The organism is Micromonospora sp. NPDC053740 (assembly GCF_040677775.1).
Lineage (GTDB): Bacteria > Actinomycetota > Actinomycetes > Mycobacteriales > Micromonosporaceae > Micromonospora > Micromonospora alfalfae.
In genome coordinates, this window is the sequence record NZ_JBFASO010000002.1 from 693,242 (window position 1) to 712,640 (window position 19,399).

A 19,399-nucleotide genomic window follows, 5' to 3' on the forward strand; every position below is an offset into this window, starting at 1 on the left:
CGGATCGACAGCGGTGCGCCGCACACTCATTCCGAGTTGTCGGTGACGGCATCCGACGGGGGCGGTGCGCCCGTCCCACCCCAGGGGGCGGGCGTACCGATGTCGGCAGAGCACAGGCGACAGAACGGGCGCCGGGCGAATTCGCCCGGCGCCCGATCGCGTACCTGTCGAGTCAGCGGCGACCGACGGTGAGCACCGGCTTGGTGACCTCGGCGAAGAAGTCGTTGCCCTTGTCGTCGACCACGATGAAGGCGGGGAAGTCCTCCACCTCGATCTTCCAGACCGCCTCCATGCCCAGCTCCGCGTATTCGAGCACCTCGACGTGCTTGATGCAGTCCTGGGCGAGGCGGGCGGCGGGGCCGCCGATCGAGCCGAGGTAGAAGCCGCCGTGCTGCTGGCAGGAGCGGGTCACCTGACCCGACCGGTTGCCCTTGGCCAGCATCACCTGGGAGCCGCCGGCCGCCTGGAACTTCTCCACGTAGGCGTCCATCCGGCCGGCGGTGGTCGGGCCGAACGAGCCGGACGCGTACCCCTCGGGGGTCTTCGCCGGGCCTGCGTAGTAGACGGCGTGGTCACGCAGGTACTGCGGCATCGGCTCACCGGCGTCCAACCGCTCGGCGATCTTGGCGTGGGCGATGTCCCGGGCGACCACGAGCGGCCCGGAGAGCGAGAGGCGCGTCTTCACCGGGTACTTCGACAGCTCCGCGCGGATCTCGTCCATCGGCCGGTTGAGGTCGACCCGGACCACCAGCTCCGCGTCGAGCGAATCGTCGGTGACGTCGGGCAGGAACCGCGCCGGGTCGGTTTCGAGCCGTTCCAGCCACACGCCCGACGGGGTGATCTTCGCGACGGCCTGGCGGTCCGCCGAGCAGGAGACGGCGATCGCCACCGGGCAGGACGCACCATGCCGGGGCAGCCGGACCACCCGTACGTCGTGGCAGAAGTACCGCCCACCGAACTGCGCGCCGATGCCGAAGTTGCGGGTCAGCTCCAGCACCTCCGCCTCCAGCTCCAGGTCGCGGAAGCCGTGCGCGCTCATCGAACCAGAGGTCGGCAGCGCGTCGAGATACTTGGCGCTGGCGTACTTGGCGGTCTTCAGCGCGTACTCGGCGGAGGTGCCGCCGATGACGATGGCCAGGTGGTACGGCGGGCAGGCCGCGGTGCCGATCAGCCGCAGCTTCTCCTCCAGGAACTGCATCATCCGCGTTGGGTTGAGCAGCGCCTTCGTCTCCTGGTAGAGGTACGACTTGTTGGCCGAGCCACCACCCTTGGCCATGAACAGGAACTTGTACGCGTCGGGGTGCCCGTCCGGGTCCTCGGCGTACAGGTCCACCTGGGCGGGCAGGTTGCTGCCGGTGTTCCGTTCGTCCCACATGGTCAGCGGGGCGAGCTGGGAGTAGCGCAGATTGAGCTTGGTGTACGCCTGGTAGACGCCTCGGGAGATGGCCTCCGCGTCGGCACCGTCGGTCAGCACGTGCCGACCGCGTTTGCCCATCACGATGGCGGTGCCGGTGTCCTGGCACATGGGCAGGACACCGCCGGCGGCGATGTTGGCGTTGCGCAGCAGGTCCAGCGCGACGAACCGGTCGTTCGGCGAGGCGGCCGGATCGTCGATGATCGCCCGGAGCTGCGCCAGGTGCGCGGGGCGCAGGAAGTGCGCGATGTCGTGCATCGCCTCGGCGGTCAGCGCGGTGAGCGCGGCCGGCTCCACGGTGAGGAACCGACGACCTCCGGGGCCGTGTACGACGTCCACGCCCTCGTCGGTGACCAGGCGATAGTCCGTCTGGTCCGGGCCGGTCGGCAGCAGAGGGGCGTACGAGAATGCGGCGGCACTGCTCATGAGCGGCAAGCCTAGGGCAGACCGGTCGATCACTCCCACCCGCCGGGCGGGTCCTGGGACGCCGCTCTCATCCACCGGGCGTGCCGAGCCCGTCCGCGATCCGGATCATCGGGCGAACCGCCCCGCTCAACCGTCCTTGCCACCGCCCGGCTCGGGGCAGAGTTCCCTCTTCGGCCCGCAGTCGCCGTTGTTCGGCCCGTCGGGGCCGGGGCCGCCCGGGCCGGGATTCCCACCATCGCCGGGCGGTCGGGCGGGCGAGCTTCCGGACGCGCCGCCGAAGCGGACGTACCCGATCTCCCGCCCCTCGCCGATGATCATCCCCTGGGACCCGACGGCGAGGGCGTTCGCCGAGGTGCGCAGGGCGGCCAGCTCCCGGCCGGTGCGCGGGTCCAGTGCCGCCAGCCGGGACGGCTTCTCGTCGGCCACCACCGCCGCGTACGGGGTGAGGGCGGCTGTGGCCTTGCCGCTGGCCTGTCGCGTCCAGAGCACCTTCTCGGTGCCCAGTTCACGGGCGATGACCGAGCGCTTGTCGGCGGCTCGGAACACCGCCGAACGATCGTCCACCGCGATCAACTTGGTGCCCGCCTCACCGACCCAGAGCAGCCTTCCGTCGTACCCGTCGATGACCGCCTCGCGGCCGTCCGGGGCGACGCCGATAATGACGTTCCGCGCACCCTGCGGGTCCTCGCGTTGCACGCAGCCGGCGGAGTCGGCGGTGCGCAGGTTGATGCCGGCCCGCTGCCAGGCCTCCTGCCCGGTCGCCGAGTCCCGGGCGGAGATGGCGAAGTAACAGGTGCCGTCCTGGGAGCGGGCGGCGATCCGCAGCAGCCGGCCGCCCACCACGGAGAGCCGCTCCTCCCGGTCGGGCTCGACGTTCTGCAGCACCCGGCCGGTGGCGGTGTCGACCACGTGGACCCGACCGTCGACCGGGAAGCCCAGCAGCGGTGGCGCGGCCTCCGCCCCGGCCACACCGTCGTCGATGCGGGTGGCGGTGAGCCGGCGGGTGCCCCGCAGACCGGGGTTGTCGGCGAGCAGGCCGCTGTGCACCCCGGGCAGGAAGGCCGTCCAGAGCGGCGCCGTGCCACGCGGGTCCCAGGCGCTCAGGGTGCAGTCGGTGGCGTCCGTGCACCTGGCGTCGAGGAGGAGGTTGCGGTACGTCCAGACGGCCACCGCGTCATCGTCACGCCGCCGGGTCGCCCCGGTCGTCGGGTCGAGCAGCTCGTACCCCTTGACCAGGAGCTTGCCCACGGCCACTACCGGGTCCCGGTCGCCACCGGCGACCGCCGCCCAGTCCGCCTTGCGCTCCCAGAGCTGGGCGCCGGTGGCCAGGCTGCGAGCCTCCACCCGGGTGCGTTGCTCGACCACTACGGCGTCGCCGGCGATGGTCACGCTGCGCGGGGTGCCGCCGACCCGTTGCTGCCAGACCACGTCGGGCTCGGAGATGGGTTCGCTGCGGTCCACCCAGTCCCACAGGCCGGGGAACGGATTCCACACGCCGGTGGCGGCGAGCGCGACGACCACGGCGAGGCCGAGCAGCAGCCCACCGCGCACGCTCCCCTTCGCCACCCGCACACCGTAGCCACGATCACGGATCTTCCGTACGCCCGCGCCGCCGTGTCGCCGCGCTTTCTGCGCTCGGAGGTGTTACAGCGCCCTTCCCTCCGCCCGAACAGCGCTACGCACCAGCGGCAGCGTGCGGTAGGGGATCTGCTCGGCCAGCGCGATGATCGTCGAGGCGCGGGTGATGCCGGCGGACGAGACGATCTGGTCGATGACCCGTTGCAGGTCGGTGTTGGAACGGGCCACGATCCGGCAGAGCAGATCGCTGGAGCCGGTGATGGTGTGCGCCTCCAGCACCTCGGGGATGGCGGCGAGGTGAGCGGTGACCGGGTCGTGACCGTGCCGCTGACTGATCTCCAGGGTGACGAAGCTGGTCACCCCGAACCCGATCGCGGCCGGCGCGATCTCGGGGCCGAAGCCCTCGATGACCCGCCGCTCGACGAGCTTGTCCAGCCTCGCCTGCACTGTGCCCCGGGCCACCCCGAGCCGCCGGGAGCACTCCAGCACCCCGATCCGCGGCTCCTCGGCGAGCAGTTCGATCAAGCGCACATCGAGCACGTCGAGCTGTACATTCTGCTCACCATTCATGAGTGACGACCATACCGAATGCGCAACCTGACCAGCGTTTCTGCCAACAGTTGCCCACTCGATGCCGGGGCAGCGATCCTCGCCACAAGAACCGACCACGGCGGCCCACAAGGCCGGCCGGTACGCGAGGGAGCCCACCATGACCCAGGCGATCGACCGACCCCAGTCGACCGAGGACGTCGACGTCGACCGGCTCGTCGGCGCTGTCGACCACGACATCAGCCACGACCCGTTCCCGGTGCGGGGCCTCGACCACGTGCACTTCCTGGTCGGCAACGCCAAGCAGGCCTCGCACTACTACTCCACCGCCTTCGGCATGACCTGCGTGGCGTACCGCGGCCCCGAGCAGGGCTACCGGGACCACGCCCAGTACGTGCTGACCAGCGGCTCGGCCCGGTTCGTGCTGACCGGTGCGGTGCGCCCGGACGCCGAGGGCGCCGAGCACGTGGCCCGACACAGCGACGGGATCAGCGACATCGCGCTGGAGGTCCCGAACGTGGACGCCGCGTACGCGCACGCCATCGCGCAGGGCGCCGCCAGCGTCGTCGAGCCGCACGAGGTGACCGACGAGCACGGCACCGTCCGGATGGCAGCCATCGCCGCGTACGGCGACACCCGGCACACGCTTGTCGACCGGTCCCGCTACACCGGCCCGTTCCTGCCCGGCTTCGTGGCCCGGGGCCCGATCGTGGACCGGCAGCCGATGATCGACGCCGGCATTCAGCCGAAGCGCTTCTTCCAGGCCGTCGACCACGTGGTCGGCAACGTGGAGCTGGGCCGGATGGACGAGTGGGTCGAGTTCTACAAGCGGGTGATGGGCTTCTCCAACATGGCGGAGTTCGTCGGCGACGACATCGCCACCGACTACTCGGCGCTGATGAGCAAGGTCGTGGCGAACGGCACCCGCAAGGTGAAGTTCCCGCTCAACGAGCCGGCGATCGCCCGCAAGAAGTCCCAGATCGACGAGTACCTGGAGTTCTACCAGGGCCCGGGCGCGCAGCACATCGCCGTCGCCACCAACGACATCCTCGCCAGCGTCGACGCGATGCGCGCTGCTGGTCTGGAGTTCCTGGACACCCCGGACTCGTACTACGACGACCCGGAGCTGCGCGAGCGGATCGGCAACGTGCGGGTGCCGATCGAGGAGCTGAAGGCCCGCAAGATCCTGGTCGACCGGGACGAGGACGGCTACCTGCTCCAGATCTTCACCAAGCCGGTCCAGGACCGTCCCACTGTCTTCTTCGAGCTGATCGAGCGGCACGGCTCGCTGGGCTTCGGCAAGGGCAACTTCAAGGCGCTCTTCCAGGCGATCGAGCGGGAGCAGGAAGCCCGCGGCAACCTGTAACACTTGCAAGCGTGACGCAACCTCCGTCGTACCCGACGCCGCCGGCCGGTGGGCCCCGACCCACCGCCGGCGGCTTCGCGCCGCAGCCCGGACCAAACCTCCAGGGGTACGCCCCGCAGTACCGCCATGCCGAGTTCACGCGAGCAGTCGTCGTTAAGGTGTCCCCGTGAGCGAGCAAAGCGGACTGGTGGCGGCGTGAGCGTTCAACCTGGTTGGTACGTCGACCCCTCCGACACCGAGACCCGGCGTTACTGGGACGGCGAGGGCTGGCTCGGTGCGCCCATTCCCGTCGACGCCACCCCACCGGATGGTCCGCCGCCGCCCGAGCCGCCGCCCGCGCCGGTCACCCCGGCCGCACCCGCGGCGGCGACTACCCCCGAGTCGGCGACCGGCGCGCCGGGTTGGTCACCCCAGCAGGGCCCACCCCCTGGGTACGGCCAGCAGCCGGGGCACGGCCCGGGCTGGGGACCGCAGGCCGGCCCTCCCGGCTGGGGCCCGCAGGGCGGTCCGCCGGGCTGGACCCCGCCGGGTGCCCCTCCCGGCTGGGCGCCTCCGGCCGGTCACCCCGGCTGGCCCGGACGACCGCCGGAGCCCCTACCGCACGGTTTCAGGTTGGCCGGCTACGGCCGTAGGTTGGTCGCCCGGCTGATCGACTTCGGCCTCGTCTTCGCACTGAACGTGGTTGTCAACGGCTGGTTCGTCTGGCGCTGGGCTCAGGAGTGGGCGCCGTACTGGCAGGAGGTCTTCCGGCGCGCGTCGCGCGGCGACACCTCCGCCGACGGCCTGCCGCTCCCCAGTGAGCAGGCGAATTCTCTGCTGGTGGCGATTCTGCTGATCGCCACGGCGCTCTGGCTGGCGTACGAGGTGCCGACGATGGCTTCCGGCGGGCAGACCGTCGGCAAGCGGGTGATGCGGATCCGGGCGGTGCCGATGGCCGCCGACCAGCCGCTGGGCGTCCGCCGCGCGCTGAGCCGGTGGAGCACGCTGGGCCTGCCGACTCTGCTCTGGTACTGCGCCGGGCTGGGCCTGGTGCTGCAACTGGTCGATTCTCTCTCTCCCCTCTTCGACCACCCCCTGCGCCAGGCGCTGCATGACAAGCGCGCGCAGACGGTGGTCGTCGAGGTCCCCCAGCACATCGATACCGCCCCCTCGAACGACCGTAACCAGCCCCCGGGAGACACCCCATGACCGACTCCGGACGTCACCAGCCGGCGCTGCGGCTGACCCGCGTCGACCTGGACGCGCTGCCCAGCTACGTGCCGGGGCGCAGCCCCGCCGACCTGGCCCGGGAGTTGGGCCTGCCGGAGGCCATCAAGCTGGCCAGCAACGAGGTGCCGTACGGGCCGCTGCCCGGCGTGGTGGAGGCGGTCACCGAGGCGATCACCACCTCGCACCGCTACCCGGACATGGGTGTGGTCGCGCTGCGGGACGCGCTGGCCCAGCGGTACGGGGTGGACGCCGATCGGATCGCCACCGGCTGCGGTTCGGTGGCGCTGGCCGAGCACCTGGTGCGGGCCACCTGCCTGCCCGGTGACGAGGTGCTCTACTCGTGGCGGTCCTTCGAGGCGTACCCGATCATCGTGGCGACCAGCGGCGCGACAAGCGTGCGGGTGCCCAACGACGCCGGGCACGGGCACGACCTGGCGGCGATGGCTGCGGCGGTGACCGACCGGACCCGGGTGATTTTCGTCTGCAACCCGAACAACCCCACCGGTACGGCGGTGCGCCGGGCCGAGTTGGACCGGTTCCTCGACGCGGTGCCGGACGACGTTCTGGTGGTCATCGACGAGGCGTACCGGGAGTTCGTCACCGACGCGGAGGTGCCGGACGGTCTCGACTACCTGGACCGGCCGAACGTGGCGGTGCTGCGCACGCTGTCGAAGGCGTGGGGGCTCGCGGGGCTGCGCATGGGTTGGCTGGTTGCCCAGCCGGTGGTGGCCGCCGCCATCCGTAAGGTGGCGACCCCGTTCTCCAGCAGCACGGCAGCCCAGGCCGGGGCGCTCGCCGCGCTGACCCAGGTGGCGGAGATGGAGCGCCGCTGCGCCCTTGTCGTGGCCGAGCGGGACCGGGTCACCGAGGCGCTGCGCAAGTTCGTGCCCGAGGTGCCGGCGAGCCAGGCCAACTTCGTCTGGCTGCCGCTGGGCGAGCGGGCCGTGGCGTTCGGCAAGGCGTGCGAGGCGCGCGGTGTGATCGTGCGGCCGTTCGCCGGGGACGGGGTCCGGGTCACCATCGGCACCCCGGCCGAGAACGACGCGTTCCTGGCTGCGGCCGAGGCCGCGCTGGCCTGAGGGACAGCTCGCCGTCGTGGGCGGTACCGCCCACGGGCAGGGGACGAACGACGGGGCGGGCGGGACAGCACTCAGCTGCTCCGCCCGCCAGTAGCCGACTAGGGCGCTCCGTCGACCACCGCCAGTCGCCACTGCGCGTCACCCTCGACCCCGACGGCAAGATCGGTCGAGACGCCCTTGTCGACGAAGACCTGGGACAGGTTGGGCACTCCGTCGCAGGGATATCGCAGCGGAGCGGCGGTCTTCACGTCCAGTGCGATCCGACCTCCTCCGGTGCAGACGAAATACACAGTGAAGCTGGCCTCACTGGGAACGACATCGGCGATTGTTGCTTCCTTCTGCTCTGCCAGCGGGCCGGCCAGCAGCGCCCGACCGGCCGGAAACCACCCCGTCGGCGCTTCCGGAGTGGGGGAAGGCCGGCTCGGCACGGCGGGTGAGGGGGGTTCGGACGGCGGCGCCGATCGTCTCGCCGTGTCACCGGTGCAGCCGCTGACCATCAGCAGGGGGACGACCATGCCGATGGCCAGGCATACGGCGTAACGACCAGCACGCATTTCGCGTCTCCAATCCAGGCCGGACGAGCCTGATGAACCTCACCTCGTTCGTCAAGCCGCCGGGCGGGCACGGCCAGCAGTACAGCTTCCAGGCTTCGCGGTAGGGCGCGTACGCGCTGCCCGAGTTCTCGGAGGCCGTGCTGCAGTTGCTGGAGACGTTGTTCTCCGGCCCGGCCAGGCGGCCATCACCTTCGTCGTGAACTAGGGGACGTTTGTCCGGGTTGATGTATTTTATGCCCTATATTCCGAATCAGCCGGTTGCCGATGAACCGCGCCGGCTCACTTCGAGAAAACGGGGTACCGAACAGTGCGCACTGCCAAGATCTTTCTGGCCGGAGCGGCCGCAGCGGCGATGGTGGGATTCCTCGCCGCGCCGGCTGCCGCCGCGCCCACCGACACCACCGACACCACGTTCGAGGTGCTCGCCGGCACCCTCGACATCACCGCGCCGGCCGCCGCCGACCTCGGTGACGGCGCTCCCGGTGGCACCATCACCGGCCAGCTCGGCGTCGTGACGGTCGACGACTCCCGAGGTGCCGCCGACGCCTCCTGGGTCGCCTCGGTGACCGCGACGGTCTTCCAGACCGGCGGCGGCTCGCCACCCGAGACGGTGCTGCCGTCCGAGATCGACTACTGGTCCGGCCCGGCGACGGCGACCACCGGTGACGGCACCTTCACGCCGGGGCAGGCCACCGCCGGCGACGCCGCAGCGCTGGACAGCGTCACCCCGCTCACCGCCTTCACCCACAGTGGCGGCACCGGCGGCAACACCGCCGCCTGGAACCCCACCCTGGTGGTCAACGTTCCGCTGGACAGCATCGCGGGCGTCTACACCGGCACGGTGACACATTCCGTGGCGTAGCCGTCGGGGGCGGTCGATCATCGCGGTCGCGCTCGCCCTGTTCTGCCTCGCCGGTCCGGGTCTGTCGACCCGGGCCGGCGCGGTCGAACCGGATGCGGGCCCGGACGACGGCACCATCGGGATCCGGCTGCTGGAAGCCCCGACCGAGCGCCGCACCGACCCCCGGGCGCTGCGCTACATCGTCGACCACCTACCGCCGGGCACCACCATCAAGCGGCAACTGCTGATCGTCAACCGCACCGACCAGACCCGTCGGGTCGACGTGTACCCGGCGGCGGCGACCCTGGAGGACGCGGGGTTCCGCTTCGGCGAGGGTCGCGCCGAGAACGAGCTGACCACCTGGGTCACCCTCGACGAGCGCTCGGTCGAGCTGGGACCGTGGGCAGAGACCCGGGTCCGAGCGACCATCACCGTGCCGCCGGCCGCTTCCCGGGGCGAGCGGTACGGGGTGGTCTGGGCGTCCACCGCCTCGACGCCTCGGGCCGGCGGCGAGATCACCCAGGTCCACCGGGTCGGAGTCCGGATGTACCTCGACGTCGGGCCCGGCGGCGAACCCGCCTCCGACTTCTCGATCGGCGAGATGCGCCCGGCTCGCAGCCCCGAGGGCGAACCGTCGCTGACCGTCAAGGTCACCAACACCGGAGGCCGTGCCATCGACCTGACCGGCGCGGTCATCCTGAGCGACGGCCCGGCCGGCAGTCGGGCCGGCCCGTTTCCGGTCGGGCAGGGCGTCACGCTGGCGCCGGGCGCCTCCGGGCAGGTCATCGCCCGACTCCCGACCACGTTGCCGAACGGCCCCTGGAAGGCGGAGGTGAACCTGGAGAGCGGCCTGGTGAAGCGGAGCGTCACCGCGCAGGTCACGTTCCCCGAGGCTGGTCAGGTCGGGAAACGGGGCAGTGTCGTCTCCCGGATCTTCTCCGGGTGGACAGTGGCCGCGGCGGTCGTGGGCCTGCTGCTGGTCGTCGGCCTCGCCATGCTGGCCCGCCGGTCCCGCCGATCCGGGCAGCCTCGGCCTCCCACCATCCGCCCGAGGGAGCGCACCCCGGCCGGCCGATGATCGCGCGGGCAGCCCGAGCGCCTGCTCCGGCCGGCCCGTCAGCTCGGCCTGCTCCGGCCGGGACCCGTCAGCTCGGCCTGCTCCGGCGGGCGGCGATCCACCCGGCGGCGAGCAGGGCTGCGCCCAGCACGGCGAGGAGCAGCACCGACCCGCCCGACCCGGTGACCGGCAACTCACCGCCGTGACTCGGTGTGGGCTGGGGTGGTGCCGTCGGCGTGGACGTGGGCGGCGGCTGAGTCGGAGGCGGTGTCGGCGACGCCGGCAGGATCTCGAAGGTGACTCCCGTGCCCGCCGACGGTTCGGCCCGTACGACGCCGAAGCCCCGCGCCGAGGTGGGGTCGGCGGCCAGCACCGGCGACGCCGCCAACGCCAGGCTCGCGGTGGCGGCGAGCGCGCCGCCCACGAGGTAGTTGGCTGCTGTCCTGGCCATGCGCCGACCCCTTCCACCGGAAACCTGAACCGTGAAAAATGTACCCTTTCACGACAAAAGGAATGGAATGGTTCGGTGTTCCGAGGCCGAAGACGCCACGATCAGGTGGCGGCCAGAATCACCGTCTCGCCGGTGTAGTAGTAGCGCCGGTCGTCGCCGGTGGGGTCGACCGGCCTTCGGAGCCGCTCGATCGCGACGAACCCGTCCTCGGCCGTCACCGCCCCGGGTGCCCAGCCGGTCCCGTCCGAGCCGACATTGAGCGCGAAGCGGGACAACTGCCTACCGGTCACCGGATCCAGCGTCACCAGATCGTTCGCCTCGGTCAGCAGGTGCACCCGGCCAGGCTGCCCGGCCAGTACCCGAGCCGCGCCCAGGCCCGCGGACCGCCACAGCTCGCCGCCCGTACGCGCCGATCGACCCACCACCACGCCGTCGAGCACGGCGACTGACTGCTCACCGACCAGCGCGGCACCGGCCGGATCCAACGCGGGGGCGGCGACCGGCGACCGGGCAGTCAACAACCAACCCTGACCGCCCTCGTCACCCGGCCCTGCGGTCCGCAACCCCAGACAGTCCGATCCACCGGTACGACAGCCGAGTGGCGTCACCACAAACCCGTCCGGGCCGCCCGGCGGACGCCAACGCTCACGTACCTCGCCCGTCGCCGCGTCCCGGAACTCGACAGTGGCCGCTCCGGCGCAGGTGTCCAGACCGATGAGCAGCCCGGTGGCGCTGGTGCCGACATCACTACGGCACCTGCCGGGCAGCTCGACCCGCCACAGCTCCCGGCCGCCGCTCAGCTCGACTCCACGCGCCTGGGCATCCCCGGTCACCACCAGCACGACCCGCCCGTCGGGAAGGTCGGTGAGCTGGAGGCCTGGCGCATCCCAGACGGTCGCCGCCCAGGTACGCCGCACCGGCGCCGTGCTCTCCACGGGCTCCGGTCCATCGGCTCGCCAGAGCACCCCGCCGGTCCGGGCGTCGAGTGCGACGAGCTGCCCGTCGGACCAGCGGCTGACCACAGTGCTGCCGCTCGCCACCACACCGGTCAGCTCGGCCGGCCACCGCCGGTACGACCAGTACGGGCTGGTCCGGTACCGGCCGTCAACCGGCCGGTCGGCGTAGACCTGGCGGTGTGCGGCGTACACCCGCAGTCTCCCGTCGACGATCAACGGGGCGACCGGCAACCGACCGATCACTCCGGCGGCAGGCCGGGCCGGGGCCGGGTAGTCGGCCCGTGCCACGGTGCTCACCTCAGCCGGTGCGAGGACCCGGTGGACGATGACCGCGACGGCTGCCGTCGCGAGCAGCGCCGCGACCACGATCGCGAGCCGTCGCCGGCCTCTCGGGAACCTCATGCCGCACCTCCGCCCGGCACCCTACCCAGCGGAGAGGGCCGGACCCCGTTCAGGTCACGGCGACGGCTGACGGCCTGGCACTCAGGCGGCTTCGACGGAGCCGGTGGCACCGGCCGCCACGGCAAGGTCGGCGAGATCACGCCAGAGCGCCGCCTCGACCGCCCGCGCGGCAAGCCCGCCGAGCAACAGTGCCACCACCCGACCGTACGGTGCGGTCGGCACCGCCTCGTGGGTGACGGTGATCGCGGTGCAGCCCCGACGGCGGCGGCGGACCGGCCGCAGGCTCCAGGTGATGCGGTAGTCGGCGCCGGTGCCAGAGGAGCAGAGCACCAGTCGCTGCGGTGCGAGCGCCTCGACCACCAGGAACTCCTCGGTCAGCGTGCCGCCGCCCGGCTGGACCCGTTCCTCGCGCCAGGAGGTGCCGGGCCCGAACGAACCCGGGGTGAGCACTTCGATCGGGCCGGCTGCGGTCAACCGGGCGGCGCGGCCGGGCAGGTCGGTCAGCAGACGCCAGACGTCGACAGCGTGCGCCTCGATGATTCCGGTAATCGCCACCGTCGACATGCCACCCTCCCGTGTCCCCGACGGTACGCGGAGTGAGGGCCGGACGGGGCCCCCGGAGCGGAATTTCCACCACCCGGGGGCCACGCTGTCCGATTGGGCGGTCGCTCCGGCACCGGTCGTCGTCGACCGGCGCCGAAGCGCCGGTCAGCGCTCGAAGCGACCGGCCCGAATGGCGCCGATGAACGCTGTCCACCCCGGCGGGCTGACCGCGAGTGTGGGACCGGCCTGGTCCTTGGAGTCGCGGACTCCGACCAGACCATGGACGTCGACCAGGTTGTCCGCCACTTCCACGCAGAGCCCCTGGTCGTTTGAGCGGCTGCTGGTACGCCAGACCGCGCCCGCAAGATCGTGCATCGTCGTTACCTCCGTGTGCGTCGGGATTGCCCCACCGCTGTGGCCGGGCGTGGGCCCGGCTCGTGTGGGACGACTTGATCCGCGTGACCAACGGCGCAACGAGGGCTCTTGATCGCACCCGCTGTGCGATCAAGAGTCCCGTGAACGAGACGACTCGAAGACCAGATGGTCAGAGCGCTCCGGAGGGGGCGCAGTAATCCGACTCGGCAGTGGAAGCCGTTGACGTGCTGGGCCGCAGCCCCGGCTTCAACGGGCCGGACGAACAGTGCCGGACACCTCACCGAGGGCGATGGTGGTGCCGTCCGGGCCGGGCGCGGTGGCGGTGATGGTCACCGTGTCGCCGTCGTTGAGGAAGGTACGGCTCTCGCCGCCCACGGTGACCGGCTCGGCCCCACCCCAGGTCAGTTCCAGGAAGGACCCGACCTGTCCCCGGTCCGGGCCGGAGACGGTCCCGGAGGCGTACAGGTCGCCGGTGCGCAGCGAAGCTCCGTTGACGGTGAGGTGCGCCAACTGCTGCGCCGGGGTCCAGTACATCGTGGCGAACGGGGGCTCACTGACCTGGTCGCCGTTCCACTCGACCGCCAGGCGCAGGTCCAGGCCCAGGTGCGGCACGTCCCGCAGGTAGTCGACCACCGGCGGGTCCTGGTCGGGGGCCGGCACAAAGGCGTCGGCGAGGGCGTCCAGTGGCGTCACCCAGGCCGAGACCGAGGTGGCGAACGACTTGCCGAGGAACGGGCCGAGCGGCTGATACTCCCAGGCCTGGATGTCGCGGGCCGACCAGTCGTTGACCAGCACCACCCCGAAGACGTGCTCGGCGAAGTCGTCAACGGAAACCCGGTCGCCCAACGCGCTGGGTACGCCCACCACGAAGCCGACCTCGGCCTCGATGTCGAGGCGTACCGATGGGCCGGTGACCGGGCCCTCGGCGGAGGCCCGCTGCCCGGTCGGCCGGGTCACCGGCGTGCCGGAGACGACCACGGTGCCGGCCCGGCCGTGGTAGCCGATCGGCAGGTGCTTCCAGTTGGGCAGCAGCGGCGGCTGACCGGGGCGGAAGATCTGCCCGACGTTCGACGCGTGGTGAACGGATGAGTAGAAGTCGACGTAGTCGGCCACCTCGATGGGGAGCAGCAACTCCACGTCGTCGAGGGGCACCAGCAGCGGCTCCACCGCCTCCCGGTGCGCCGGGTCGGTCAGCAGCTCGGCGATCCGCTGCCGTGCCGCCGTCCACTGCGGACGCCCCAGGGCCATGAAGTCGTTGAGCACGGGCCGGCACAGCGTGCCGGCGGCCAGCACCAGCTCGGCGGCCTCGGCCGCCGCGAGGTCGAAGACCCACGACCCGATCCGTACGCCGATCCGCGACGGGCCCCCGTTCTGCCGGAACACCCCGTACGGCAGGTTCGTCACCCCGTACGGCGAACCGTCGGCGCCGGTCACCCAGGTCATGCGTCGTAGCCCCCGTTCACCAGCCCAAGCCGGATCAGATCGGTCAGTGGTTCCAGGATGCTGCACGAGCCGAAGCCCACCCACAGGGGGCGAGGCCCGTCCAGTCGTGCCGTCGTGCGCTCCACCAGTGGGCGCGGGTCGACCACTGTGAGCAGTTCGGCGACCGAGCGCACACCGTCACCGTCGGCGGCGGCCAGTGTCGCGGCCAGTACGTTGGCGTAGCCGTGGTGGGTGAACCCGGTCTCCGGGTCCAGGTGTCGGATCGCCTGGTGCAGTCCGGCGGTGAGCTTGAACGGCAGGCCCCGGTCCCGGCAGGCGCAGATCACAGTGGCCAGCTCGGTCGGGGTGGGGAAGAGTTCGGCGGCCAGGCCGCCGGTGCGGAACTTGGCAGCGATCGGCACCCCGTCGGCCCGTGCGGCGACGAGCGCGTCCAGTGCGCCCATCAGCCCGAAGGTCAGCGGCAGTTCGGCGTAGACGGTTTCCACGCCCGGTAGCGCGTCGGTCAGGCGCAGCAACTCGGCGATGCCGGGCAGCGGGTCCTCGCCGCGCTTGGCGACCGCCACCTCGACCTGACGCGCGGTGACGCCGTCGGGGGCGAGAAACGACAGCGCGAACGGCAGATTCCCGATCCCGGTGTCGCCAATCACCCCGACCACCAGGCCCTCGCCCGGGTCGACGAGACCGCTCAGCGCACCGGCGGCCACGTCCGACGCGGGGATCAGCAGTGGGCCGACCAGGTCGGCGTACCAGGCGGCGCGGTGCTGGCGGTGGGCGACCAGTGCGTCGTGCAGCGCGGCGCTGCCCGGTGGGAAGACGGCGGCGTCGTCCACCAGGCCGTGGAGGAGTGCTGGCACCTGCGTTGACACGGAACAAGAATGTACGGGACGCTACGAGGAACGGACAACAGCGTCCGATTATCGGACGCCTTCGGCCGGTGAACGGGAAATATCGGGAGGCGAGATGCCGTACTACCGCAGCGTCGGCGAGGTGCCGCGCAAGCGCCACACCCAGTTCCGGCAGCCCGACGGCAGCCTCTACGCCGAGGAGCTGATGGGCCAGGAGGGCTTCTCCTCCGACTCGTCCCTGCTCTACCACCGGCACGCGCCCACCGCGATCCTGGCCGCCGACGAGTTCACCCCACCCGCCTTCACCCGGGCGCCGAACCTGCCGCTCAAGCCCCGCCACCTGCGCACCCACAAACTGGACACCGGCGGTTCCGACCCCATTCTCGGCCGGCAGTACCTGCTCGCCAACGACGACGTACGGATCGGTTACGTGGTCGCCGACCGACCCTCACCGCTGTTCCGCGACGCCACCGGGGACCACTGCCTCTACGTCGAGTCGGGCACCCTTCGGGTCGAGTCTCCGTTCGGCGTGCTGGACGCGGTCGCCGGCGACTACGTCGTCATCCCCACCTCGACCATCCACCGGCTGGTGCCCACCGGCGACCAGCCCGTCCGGCTGCTCGCCGTCGAGGCGTCCGGGCACATCGGCCCGCCCAAGCGCTACCTCTCCGTGCGCGGCCAGTTCCTGGAGCACTCGCCGTACTGCGAGCGGGACGTACGCGGCCCCGACGCCCCGCTGCTCGTCGACGGTGAGGAGGTCGAGGTGCTGGTCCGGCACCGGCGCGGCTGGACCCGCTACGTCTACGCCCACCACCCGTTCGACGTGGTCGGCTGGGACGGGCACCTCTACCCGTGGGCGTTCTCCATCCACGACTTCGAGCCGATCACCGGCCGCATCCACCAGCCCCCGCCGGTGCACCAGACCTTCCAGGGGCCCAACTTCGTCATCTGCTCGTTCGTGCCGCGCAAGGTCGACTATCACCCGCAGTCGATCCCGGTGCCGTACAACCACCACAACGTCGACTCCGACGAGATGCTCTTCTACACGGGGGGCAACTACGAGGCGCGGCGCGGCTCCGGCATCGAGCAGGGCTCGATCTCCCTGCACCCGTCCGGTTTCACCCACGGCCCCCAGCCGGGTGCCGCCGAGCGTTCCATCGGCGCGGACTACTTCGACGAGCTGGCCGTCATGGTCGACACCTTCCGCCCGCTGGATCTCTGCGACGCCGCCAGCTCCTGCGAGGACGAGGGGTACGCCTGGACCTGGGCGCGCTAGCGGATGGCGGTACGCGTGAACACGGCGAACTCGGCCACCGCCGTGGTGGCGATGGCCAGCACCAGGGGCCACGGGGAGCCGACCATGGCGTACACCAGCAGCAGCAGCGGCGCGGCGGCCACGGCGTAGATGGCCAGGGCCATCGTCCGGTCCGAGTGCAGCAGGGCGGGCAGGACGGTCCGGGTCAGCCCGGGCAGCCGAGCCGCGAGCTGCCAGACGATGATCCCGCCGGTCAGGGCGGCGAGCACCGCCAGGACGCGGGAGAACCCGTCGCTCGCCGACGCCGCGAACGCGACCAGCACCGCCGCGACCAGCGACCACCCCGCGCCGTAGAGCACCAGGCGGTGCAGCCCGTACGCGAGGGTCCGTGGCGAGTCGATCCGGCTCGGGCTGACCGTCACCGCCTCGGCGACGTGCTCCAACGCCTCCGACCAGCGGCGCTGCTCCAGCCGCATGACGCCAACGTCGTGGCCGGCCTCGCCGATCCGTGGGTCGAGCCGCAGCGCCTCCCGGTAGGCCCGCTCGGCCAGGTCGAACAGGTTCAGGCGGGCGGCGACCAGGCTGAGCACCAGGTGCGCCTGCGGCTCCTGCGGGGCCAGCTCGACACCGCGCCAGGCCGCGTTCAGCGCCGGCTGGCCGTTGCGGGCGCCGGCCAGGATCGCCGCCGCGCTCCGCTGGGCGTACGCGTCGGCCGGGCCGAGGGTGAGGATCCGATCGGCGGTGGCAGCCGACTCGCTGTAGCGCTCCAGGTCGGCCAGGGCCATCCCCCTGGCGGCCAGCGGCGGCAGGGCCTCCGGTGCGGCGGCCACTGCCGTGTCGGCGGCGGTGAGCGCCTCGGCCGGGCGGTCGGCGGCCAGGTGCACCCGGGCCAGCATGGTGAGCGCGTCGACGTCATCCGGCTGGAGGGCCAACCCGTAGGCCAGCTCCCCGGCCGCCTCGTCGTAGCGGCCGAGTTCGGCGAGGAGCTGGGCCCGCTGGACGTAGCCGTCGGCGGCGGACTGGTCGGGGGTGGGGTCGCTGGACATCGCGGCGAGCTTAGGCGGCCGACGCGTCGTACACCAAGGCCACCGCGACCCCGGCCAACCCTTCCTCGCGGCCGGCGAAGCCGAGCCCGTCGGTGGTCGCCGCCGAGACGGTGACCGGGGCGCCGACGGCGGCGGAGAGGACCTCCTGCGCCTCCGCGCGGCGCCGGCCGATCTTGGGGCGGTTGCCGATGACCTGCACGGACACGTTGCCGATCTCCAGGCCGGCGGCGCGCACCCGACGGGCCGTCTCGGTCAGCAGAGCCACCCCGGACGCGCCTGCCCACTCCGGCTGGCCCACCCCGAAGGCGGAACCGAGATCACCGAGACCGGCGGCGGAGAGCAGCGCGTTGCAGGCGGCGTGCGCGGCCACGTCGGCGTCCGAGTGCCCGGCGAGACCGTCCTGATCGGGCCAGAACAGCCCAGCCACCCAGCAGGGCCGGCCCGGCTCGAACGCGTGCACGTCGGTGCCGATGGCCACCCGGGGAACGATCATGATCAGAGGGTACGCGTCAACCGGCAGCGGCAAGCAGATGCTCGGCCAGAGCCAGGTCGAACGGTCGGGTGATTTTCACTGCGTACTCCGAGCCGGGCACGCAGCTCACCGCGACGCCCTGCTTCTCGACCAGCCCGGCGTCGTCGGTGAGGGAGTCACCGGCGGCGGCGTGGGCGGCGCTGAGCACTGCCCGACGGAAACCCTGCGGGGTCTGCACCGCGCGCAGTGCGGAACGGTCGACGGTGCCGAGCACCACCTCGTCGGCACCGACTTCCTTGATCGTGTCGACGACCGGCAGGACCGGGATCACCGCATCACGCCCGCCACGCACCGCCGCCGCGACGGATTCGACCAGCTCAGGTGGGGTGAGCGCCCGGGCGGCATCGTGCACCAGGACGATCGTCGGGCCGGCGGGCACCGCAGCCAGCGCCGCAGCCACCGACGCCTGCCGTTCCGCACCGCCGGGCACCACGATCACCGGTGCGACCGGGGCCAACAGCTCGCGGACAGCCTGCACCTCGGCCGCCGGCGCGGCCACCACGATGGTGTGCACCGACGGCGCGGCGGCCAGTCGACGCACGGCGTGCACCAACAGTGGCTCACCGGCGAGCAGGCGCAGCGCCTTGGGTCGGCCGGGGCCGAGCCGTACGCCGGCACCCGCCGCAGGCACGAGGACCGCGACGTCACCGCGCGGATTGAGCTGCGCGGTCACGTCGCGGTCCTCGGTGGTTTGTTCACTACGAAGTGGGTACGACGATGCTGTGCCGACTAGGCCTCGGTGAGGACCTTGTCGAGCAGCGTCTCCGCCTCGTCCTTGGTGCTCTTCTCGGCCAGCGCGACCTCGCCGACGAGAATGTCACGGGCCTTGGCGAGCATCCGCTTCTCGCCCGCAGAGAGGCCCCGCTCCCGCTCCCGGCGCCACAGGTCACGCACGACCTCGGCGACCTTCAGCGGGTTGCCGGAAGCCAGCTTTTCCAGGTTGGCCTTGTAACGCCGCGACCAGTTGGTCGGCTCCTCGGTGTGCGGAGCCCGGAGAACGTCGAAGACCTTCCCGAGGCCCTCTTCGCCGACCACCTCGCGGACGCCCACGATCTCGGCATTTTCGGCCGGCACCCGGACCGTCAGGTCACCCTGCGCGACCCTCAGGACGAGATATTTCTTAGGCTCGCCCTTGATGATCCGAGTCTCGATTGCCTCGATGAGTGCGGCCCCGTGGTGGGGGTAAACAACGGTCTCGCCGACACTGAAAACCATAGGTTCGAAACCCCTTTCGCTGTGTCTAGGGTAACACGCTCAGGCACCGATGTCTCACCGATGTCCTGACCGTTGGCGCAGCTCAGGGGCCCTGTGAGAGGTCTTGCTTCAGCTTGACAGGCGGTCAAACCGATGGTTCGAACACGCTCCGTAACGCGCAAATGACTGCCCGGTACGGGTGAACAGAACGTCGAGATCAAGGGCTATGCGCTCCTCCCATGGTAGCCCGGCCAGCAGGACCGCGCCCAGATGTAGCGGGAGGA

Annotated in this window: 20 protein-coding genes; 6 read left to right on the top strand and 14 right to left on the bottom strand. The window is 71.6% G+C overall.

Annotation, left to right across the window (positions count from 1 at the left end; genetic code table 11):
* Window positions 1-172: 172 nt before the first annotated feature.
* The 3 genes from AB0K35_RS07860 to AB0K35_RS07870 all read right to left on the bottom strand — a co-directional run bounded on the left by AB0K35_RS07860 (window position 173) and on the right by AB0K35_RS07870 (window position 3,988).
* Window positions 173-1,840 carry a fumarate hydratase gene (locus AB0K35_RS07860; protein ID WP_238667174.1) on the bottom strand — a complete coding sequence of 556 codons (1,668 nt, stop codon included), beginning with the start codon at window positions 1,838-1,840 and terminating at the stop codon, window positions 173-175.
* Between the two features lie 126 nt (window positions 1,841-1,966).
* Entirely contained in the window at window positions 1,967-3,406 is a 1,440-nt protein-coding gene (locus tag AB0K35_RS07865; RefSeq protein ID WP_363884311.1) for a PQQ-binding-like beta-propeller repeat protein, read from the bottom strand.
* 78 nt (window positions 3,407-3,484) lie between these two features.
* Window positions 3,485-3,988, bottom strand: coding sequence for an Lrp/AsnC family transcriptional regulator (locus AB0K35_RS07870; RefSeq protein WP_238667176.1), 504 nt, complete (start codon window positions 3,986-3,988; stop codon window positions 3,485-3,487).
* A 139-nt stretch (window positions 3,989-4,127) separates the two neighbouring features.
* Between AB0K35_RS07870 and hppD the strand changes: the two genes are divergently transcribed.
* The 3 genes from hppD (at window position 4,128) to hisC (ending at window position 7,621) form a co-directional block, all read left to right on the top strand.
* A complete protein-coding gene (gene hppD / locus AB0K35_RS07875; protein ID WP_363884313.1) occupies window positions 4,128-5,333 on the top strand; it encodes a 4-hydroxyphenylpyruvate dioxygenase in 1,206 nt (401 codons plus the stop codon).
* A gap of 195 nt (window positions 5,334-5,528) precedes the next feature.
* Window positions 5,529-6,521: an RDD family protein gene (locus tag AB0K35_RS07880; protein WP_238667178.1), complete on the top strand. Its 993-nt coding sequence runs from the start codon at window positions 5,529-5,531 to the stop codon at window positions 6,519-6,521.
* On the top strand, window positions 6,518-7,621 hold the full coding sequence (gene hisC, locus AB0K35_RS07885) for a histidinol-phosphate transaminase (RefSeq protein WP_238667179.1): 1,104 nt from the start codon (window positions 6,518-6,520) through the stop codon (window positions 7,619-7,621). Before AB0K35_RS07880 ends, hisC begins: the two co-directional genes overlap by 4 nt.
* 98 nt (window positions 7,622-7,719) lie before the next feature.
* On the opposite strand, the gene AB0K35_RS07890 is transcribed toward hisC, so the two are convergent.
* Window positions 7,720-8,175, bottom strand: a complete 456-nt coding sequence (locus tag AB0K35_RS07890) for a hypothetical protein (RefSeq protein ID WP_363884315.1) — start codon at window positions 8,173-8,175, stop codon at window positions 7,720-7,722.
* 307 nt (window positions 8,176-8,482) lie between these two features.
* On the opposite strand from AB0K35_RS07890, the gene AB0K35_RS07895 reads away from it, so the two are divergent.
* Window positions 8,483-9,037 (top strand): hypothetical protein, encoded by a 555-nt coding sequence (locus AB0K35_RS07895; RefSeq protein ID WP_238667181.1) that lies wholly within the window; start codon window positions 8,483-8,485, stop codon window positions 9,035-9,037.
* Between the two features lie 262 nt (window positions 9,038-9,299).
* Window positions 9,300-10,094, top strand: coding sequence for a hypothetical protein (locus tag AB0K35_RS07900; RefSeq protein ID WP_363884317.1), 795 nt, complete (start codon window positions 9,300-9,302; stop codon window positions 10,092-10,094).
* 67 nt (window positions 10,095-10,161) lie between these two features.
* On the opposite strand, the gene AB0K35_RS07905 is transcribed toward AB0K35_RS07900, so the two are convergent.
* The 6 genes from AB0K35_RS07905 to AB0K35_RS07930 form a co-directional block, all read right to left on the bottom strand.
* Window positions 10,162-10,524, bottom strand: coding sequence for an LPXTG cell wall anchor domain-containing protein (locus AB0K35_RS07905; protein WP_363884319.1), 363 nt, complete (start codon window positions 10,522-10,524; stop codon window positions 10,162-10,164).
* Between the two features lie 101 nt (window positions 10,525-10,625).
* Window positions 10,626-11,882 (bottom strand): PQQ-binding-like beta-propeller repeat protein, encoded by a 1,257-nt coding sequence (locus tag AB0K35_RS07910; RefSeq protein WP_363884321.1) that lies wholly within the window; start codon window positions 11,880-11,882, stop codon window positions 10,626-10,628.
* 81 nt (window positions 11,883-11,963) lie between these two features.
* Window positions 11,964-12,446, bottom strand: coding sequence for an SRPBCC family protein (locus tag AB0K35_RS07915; RefSeq protein ID WP_091403139.1), 483 nt, complete (start codon window positions 12,444-12,446; stop codon window positions 11,964-11,966).
* A gap of 144 nt (window positions 12,447-12,590) precedes the next feature.
* Entirely contained in the window at window positions 12,591-12,800 is a 210-nt protein-coding gene (locus AB0K35_RS07920; RefSeq protein ID WP_030327888.1) for a DUF397 domain-containing protein, read from the bottom strand.
* A gap of 246 nt (window positions 12,801-13,046) precedes the next feature.
* Complete coding sequence (fahA, locus tag AB0K35_RS07925) at window positions 13,047-14,243, bottom strand: fumarylacetoacetase (protein WP_238667185.1); 1,197 nt, start codon at window positions 14,241-14,243, stop codon at window positions 13,047-13,049.
* Window positions 14,240-15,109 (bottom strand): hypothetical protein, encoded by an 870-nt coding sequence (locus AB0K35_RS07930; RefSeq protein WP_238667186.1) that lies wholly within the window; start codon window positions 15,107-15,109, stop codon window positions 14,240-14,242. The genes fahA and AB0K35_RS07930 overlap by 4 nt, the downstream gene beginning before the upstream one ends.
* 94 nt (window positions 15,110-15,203) lie before the next feature.
* On the opposite strand from AB0K35_RS07930, the gene AB0K35_RS07935 reads away from it, so the two are divergent.
* Entirely contained in the window at window positions 15,204-16,364 is a 1,161-nt protein-coding gene (locus AB0K35_RS07935) for a cupin domain-containing protein (protein ID WP_363884323.1), read from the top strand.
* On the opposite strand, the gene AB0K35_RS07940 is transcribed toward AB0K35_RS07935, so the two are convergent.
* Genes AB0K35_RS07940 through AB0K35_RS07955 form a run of 4 tightly spaced genes read right to left on the bottom strand, consistent with a single transcriptional unit; the run spans window position 16,361 to window position 19,136 of the window.
* Window positions 16,361-17,389, bottom strand: a complete 1,029-nt coding sequence (locus AB0K35_RS07940; RefSeq protein WP_363884325.1) for a tetratricopeptide repeat protein — start codon at window positions 17,387-17,389, stop codon at window positions 16,361-16,363. The two genes, AB0K35_RS07935 and AB0K35_RS07940, sit on opposite strands and share 4 nt — an antisense overlap.
* Window positions 17,390-17,399: 10 nt before the next feature.
* Window positions 17,400-17,885, bottom strand: a complete 486-nt coding sequence (gene ispF, locus AB0K35_RS07945; protein WP_124854979.1) for a 2-C-methyl-D-erythritol 2,4-cyclodiphosphate synthase — start codon at window positions 17,883-17,885, stop codon at window positions 17,400-17,402.
* A 13-nt stretch (window positions 17,886-17,898) separates the two neighbouring features.
* A complete protein-coding gene (gene ispD, locus AB0K35_RS07950) occupies window positions 17,899-18,594 on the bottom strand; it encodes a 2-C-methyl-D-erythritol 4-phosphate cytidylyltransferase (protein ID WP_363884327.1) in 696 nt (231 codons plus the stop codon).
* Between the two features lie 56 nt (window positions 18,595-18,650).
* Entirely contained in the window at window positions 18,651-19,136 is a 486-nt protein-coding gene (locus tag AB0K35_RS07955; protein WP_088950500.1) for a CarD family transcriptional regulator, read from the bottom strand.
* Window positions 19,137-19,399: the final 263 nt, after the last annotated feature.

Bases quoted from the DNA above. Each gene is read 5' to 3' on its own strand.
- AB0K35_RS07860 (WP_238667174.1), bottom strand. From the start codon at position 1,840: ATGAGCAGTGCCGCCGCATTCTCGTACGCCCCTCTGCTGCCGACCGGC.
- AB0K35_RS07870 (WP_238667176.1), bottom strand. From the start codon at position 3,988: ATGAATGGTGAGCAGAATGTACAGCTCGACGTGCTCGATGTGCGCTTG.
- hppD (WP_363884313.1), top strand. From the start codon at position 4,128: ATGACCCAGGCGATCGACCGACCCCAGTCGACCGAGGACGTCGACGTC.
- hisC (WP_238667179.1), top strand. From the start codon at position 6,518: ATGACCGACTCCGGACGTCACCAGCCGGCGCTGCGGCTGACCCGCGTC.
- AB0K35_RS07890 (WP_363884315.1), bottom strand. From the start codon at position 8,175: ATGCGTGCTGGTCGTTACGCCGTATGCCTGGCCATCGGCATGGTCGTC.
- AB0K35_RS07905 (WP_363884319.1), bottom strand. From the start codon at position 10,524: ATGGCCAGGACAGCAGCCAACTACCTCGTGGGCGGCGCGCTCGCCGCC.
- AB0K35_RS07910 (WP_363884321.1), bottom strand. From the start codon at position 11,882: ATGAGGTTCCCGAGAGGCCGGCGACGGCTCGCGATCGTGGTCGCGGCG.
- AB0K35_RS07915 (WP_091403139.1), bottom strand. From the start codon at position 12,446: ATGTCGACGGTGGCGATTACCGGAATCATCGAGGCGCACGCTGTCGAC.
- AB0K35_RS07920 (WP_030327888.1), bottom strand. From the start codon at position 12,800: ATGCACGATCTTGCGGGCGCGGTCTGGCGTACCAGCAGCCGCTCAAAC.
- fahA (WP_238667185.1), bottom strand. From the start codon at position 14,243: ATGACCTGGGTGACCGGCGCCGACGGTTCGCCGTACGGGGTGACGAAC.
- AB0K35_RS07935 (WP_363884323.1), top strand. From the start codon at position 15,204: ATGCCGTACTACCGCAGCGTCGGCGAGGTGCCGCGCAAGCGCCACACC.
- AB0K35_RS07940 (WP_363884325.1), bottom strand. From the start codon at position 17,389: ATGTCCAGCGACCCCACCCCCGACCAGTCCGCCGCCGACGGCTACGTC.
- AB0K35_RS07955 (WP_088950500.1), bottom strand. From the start codon at position 19,136: ATGGTTTTCAGTGTCGGCGAGACCGTTGTTTACCCCCACCACGGGGCC.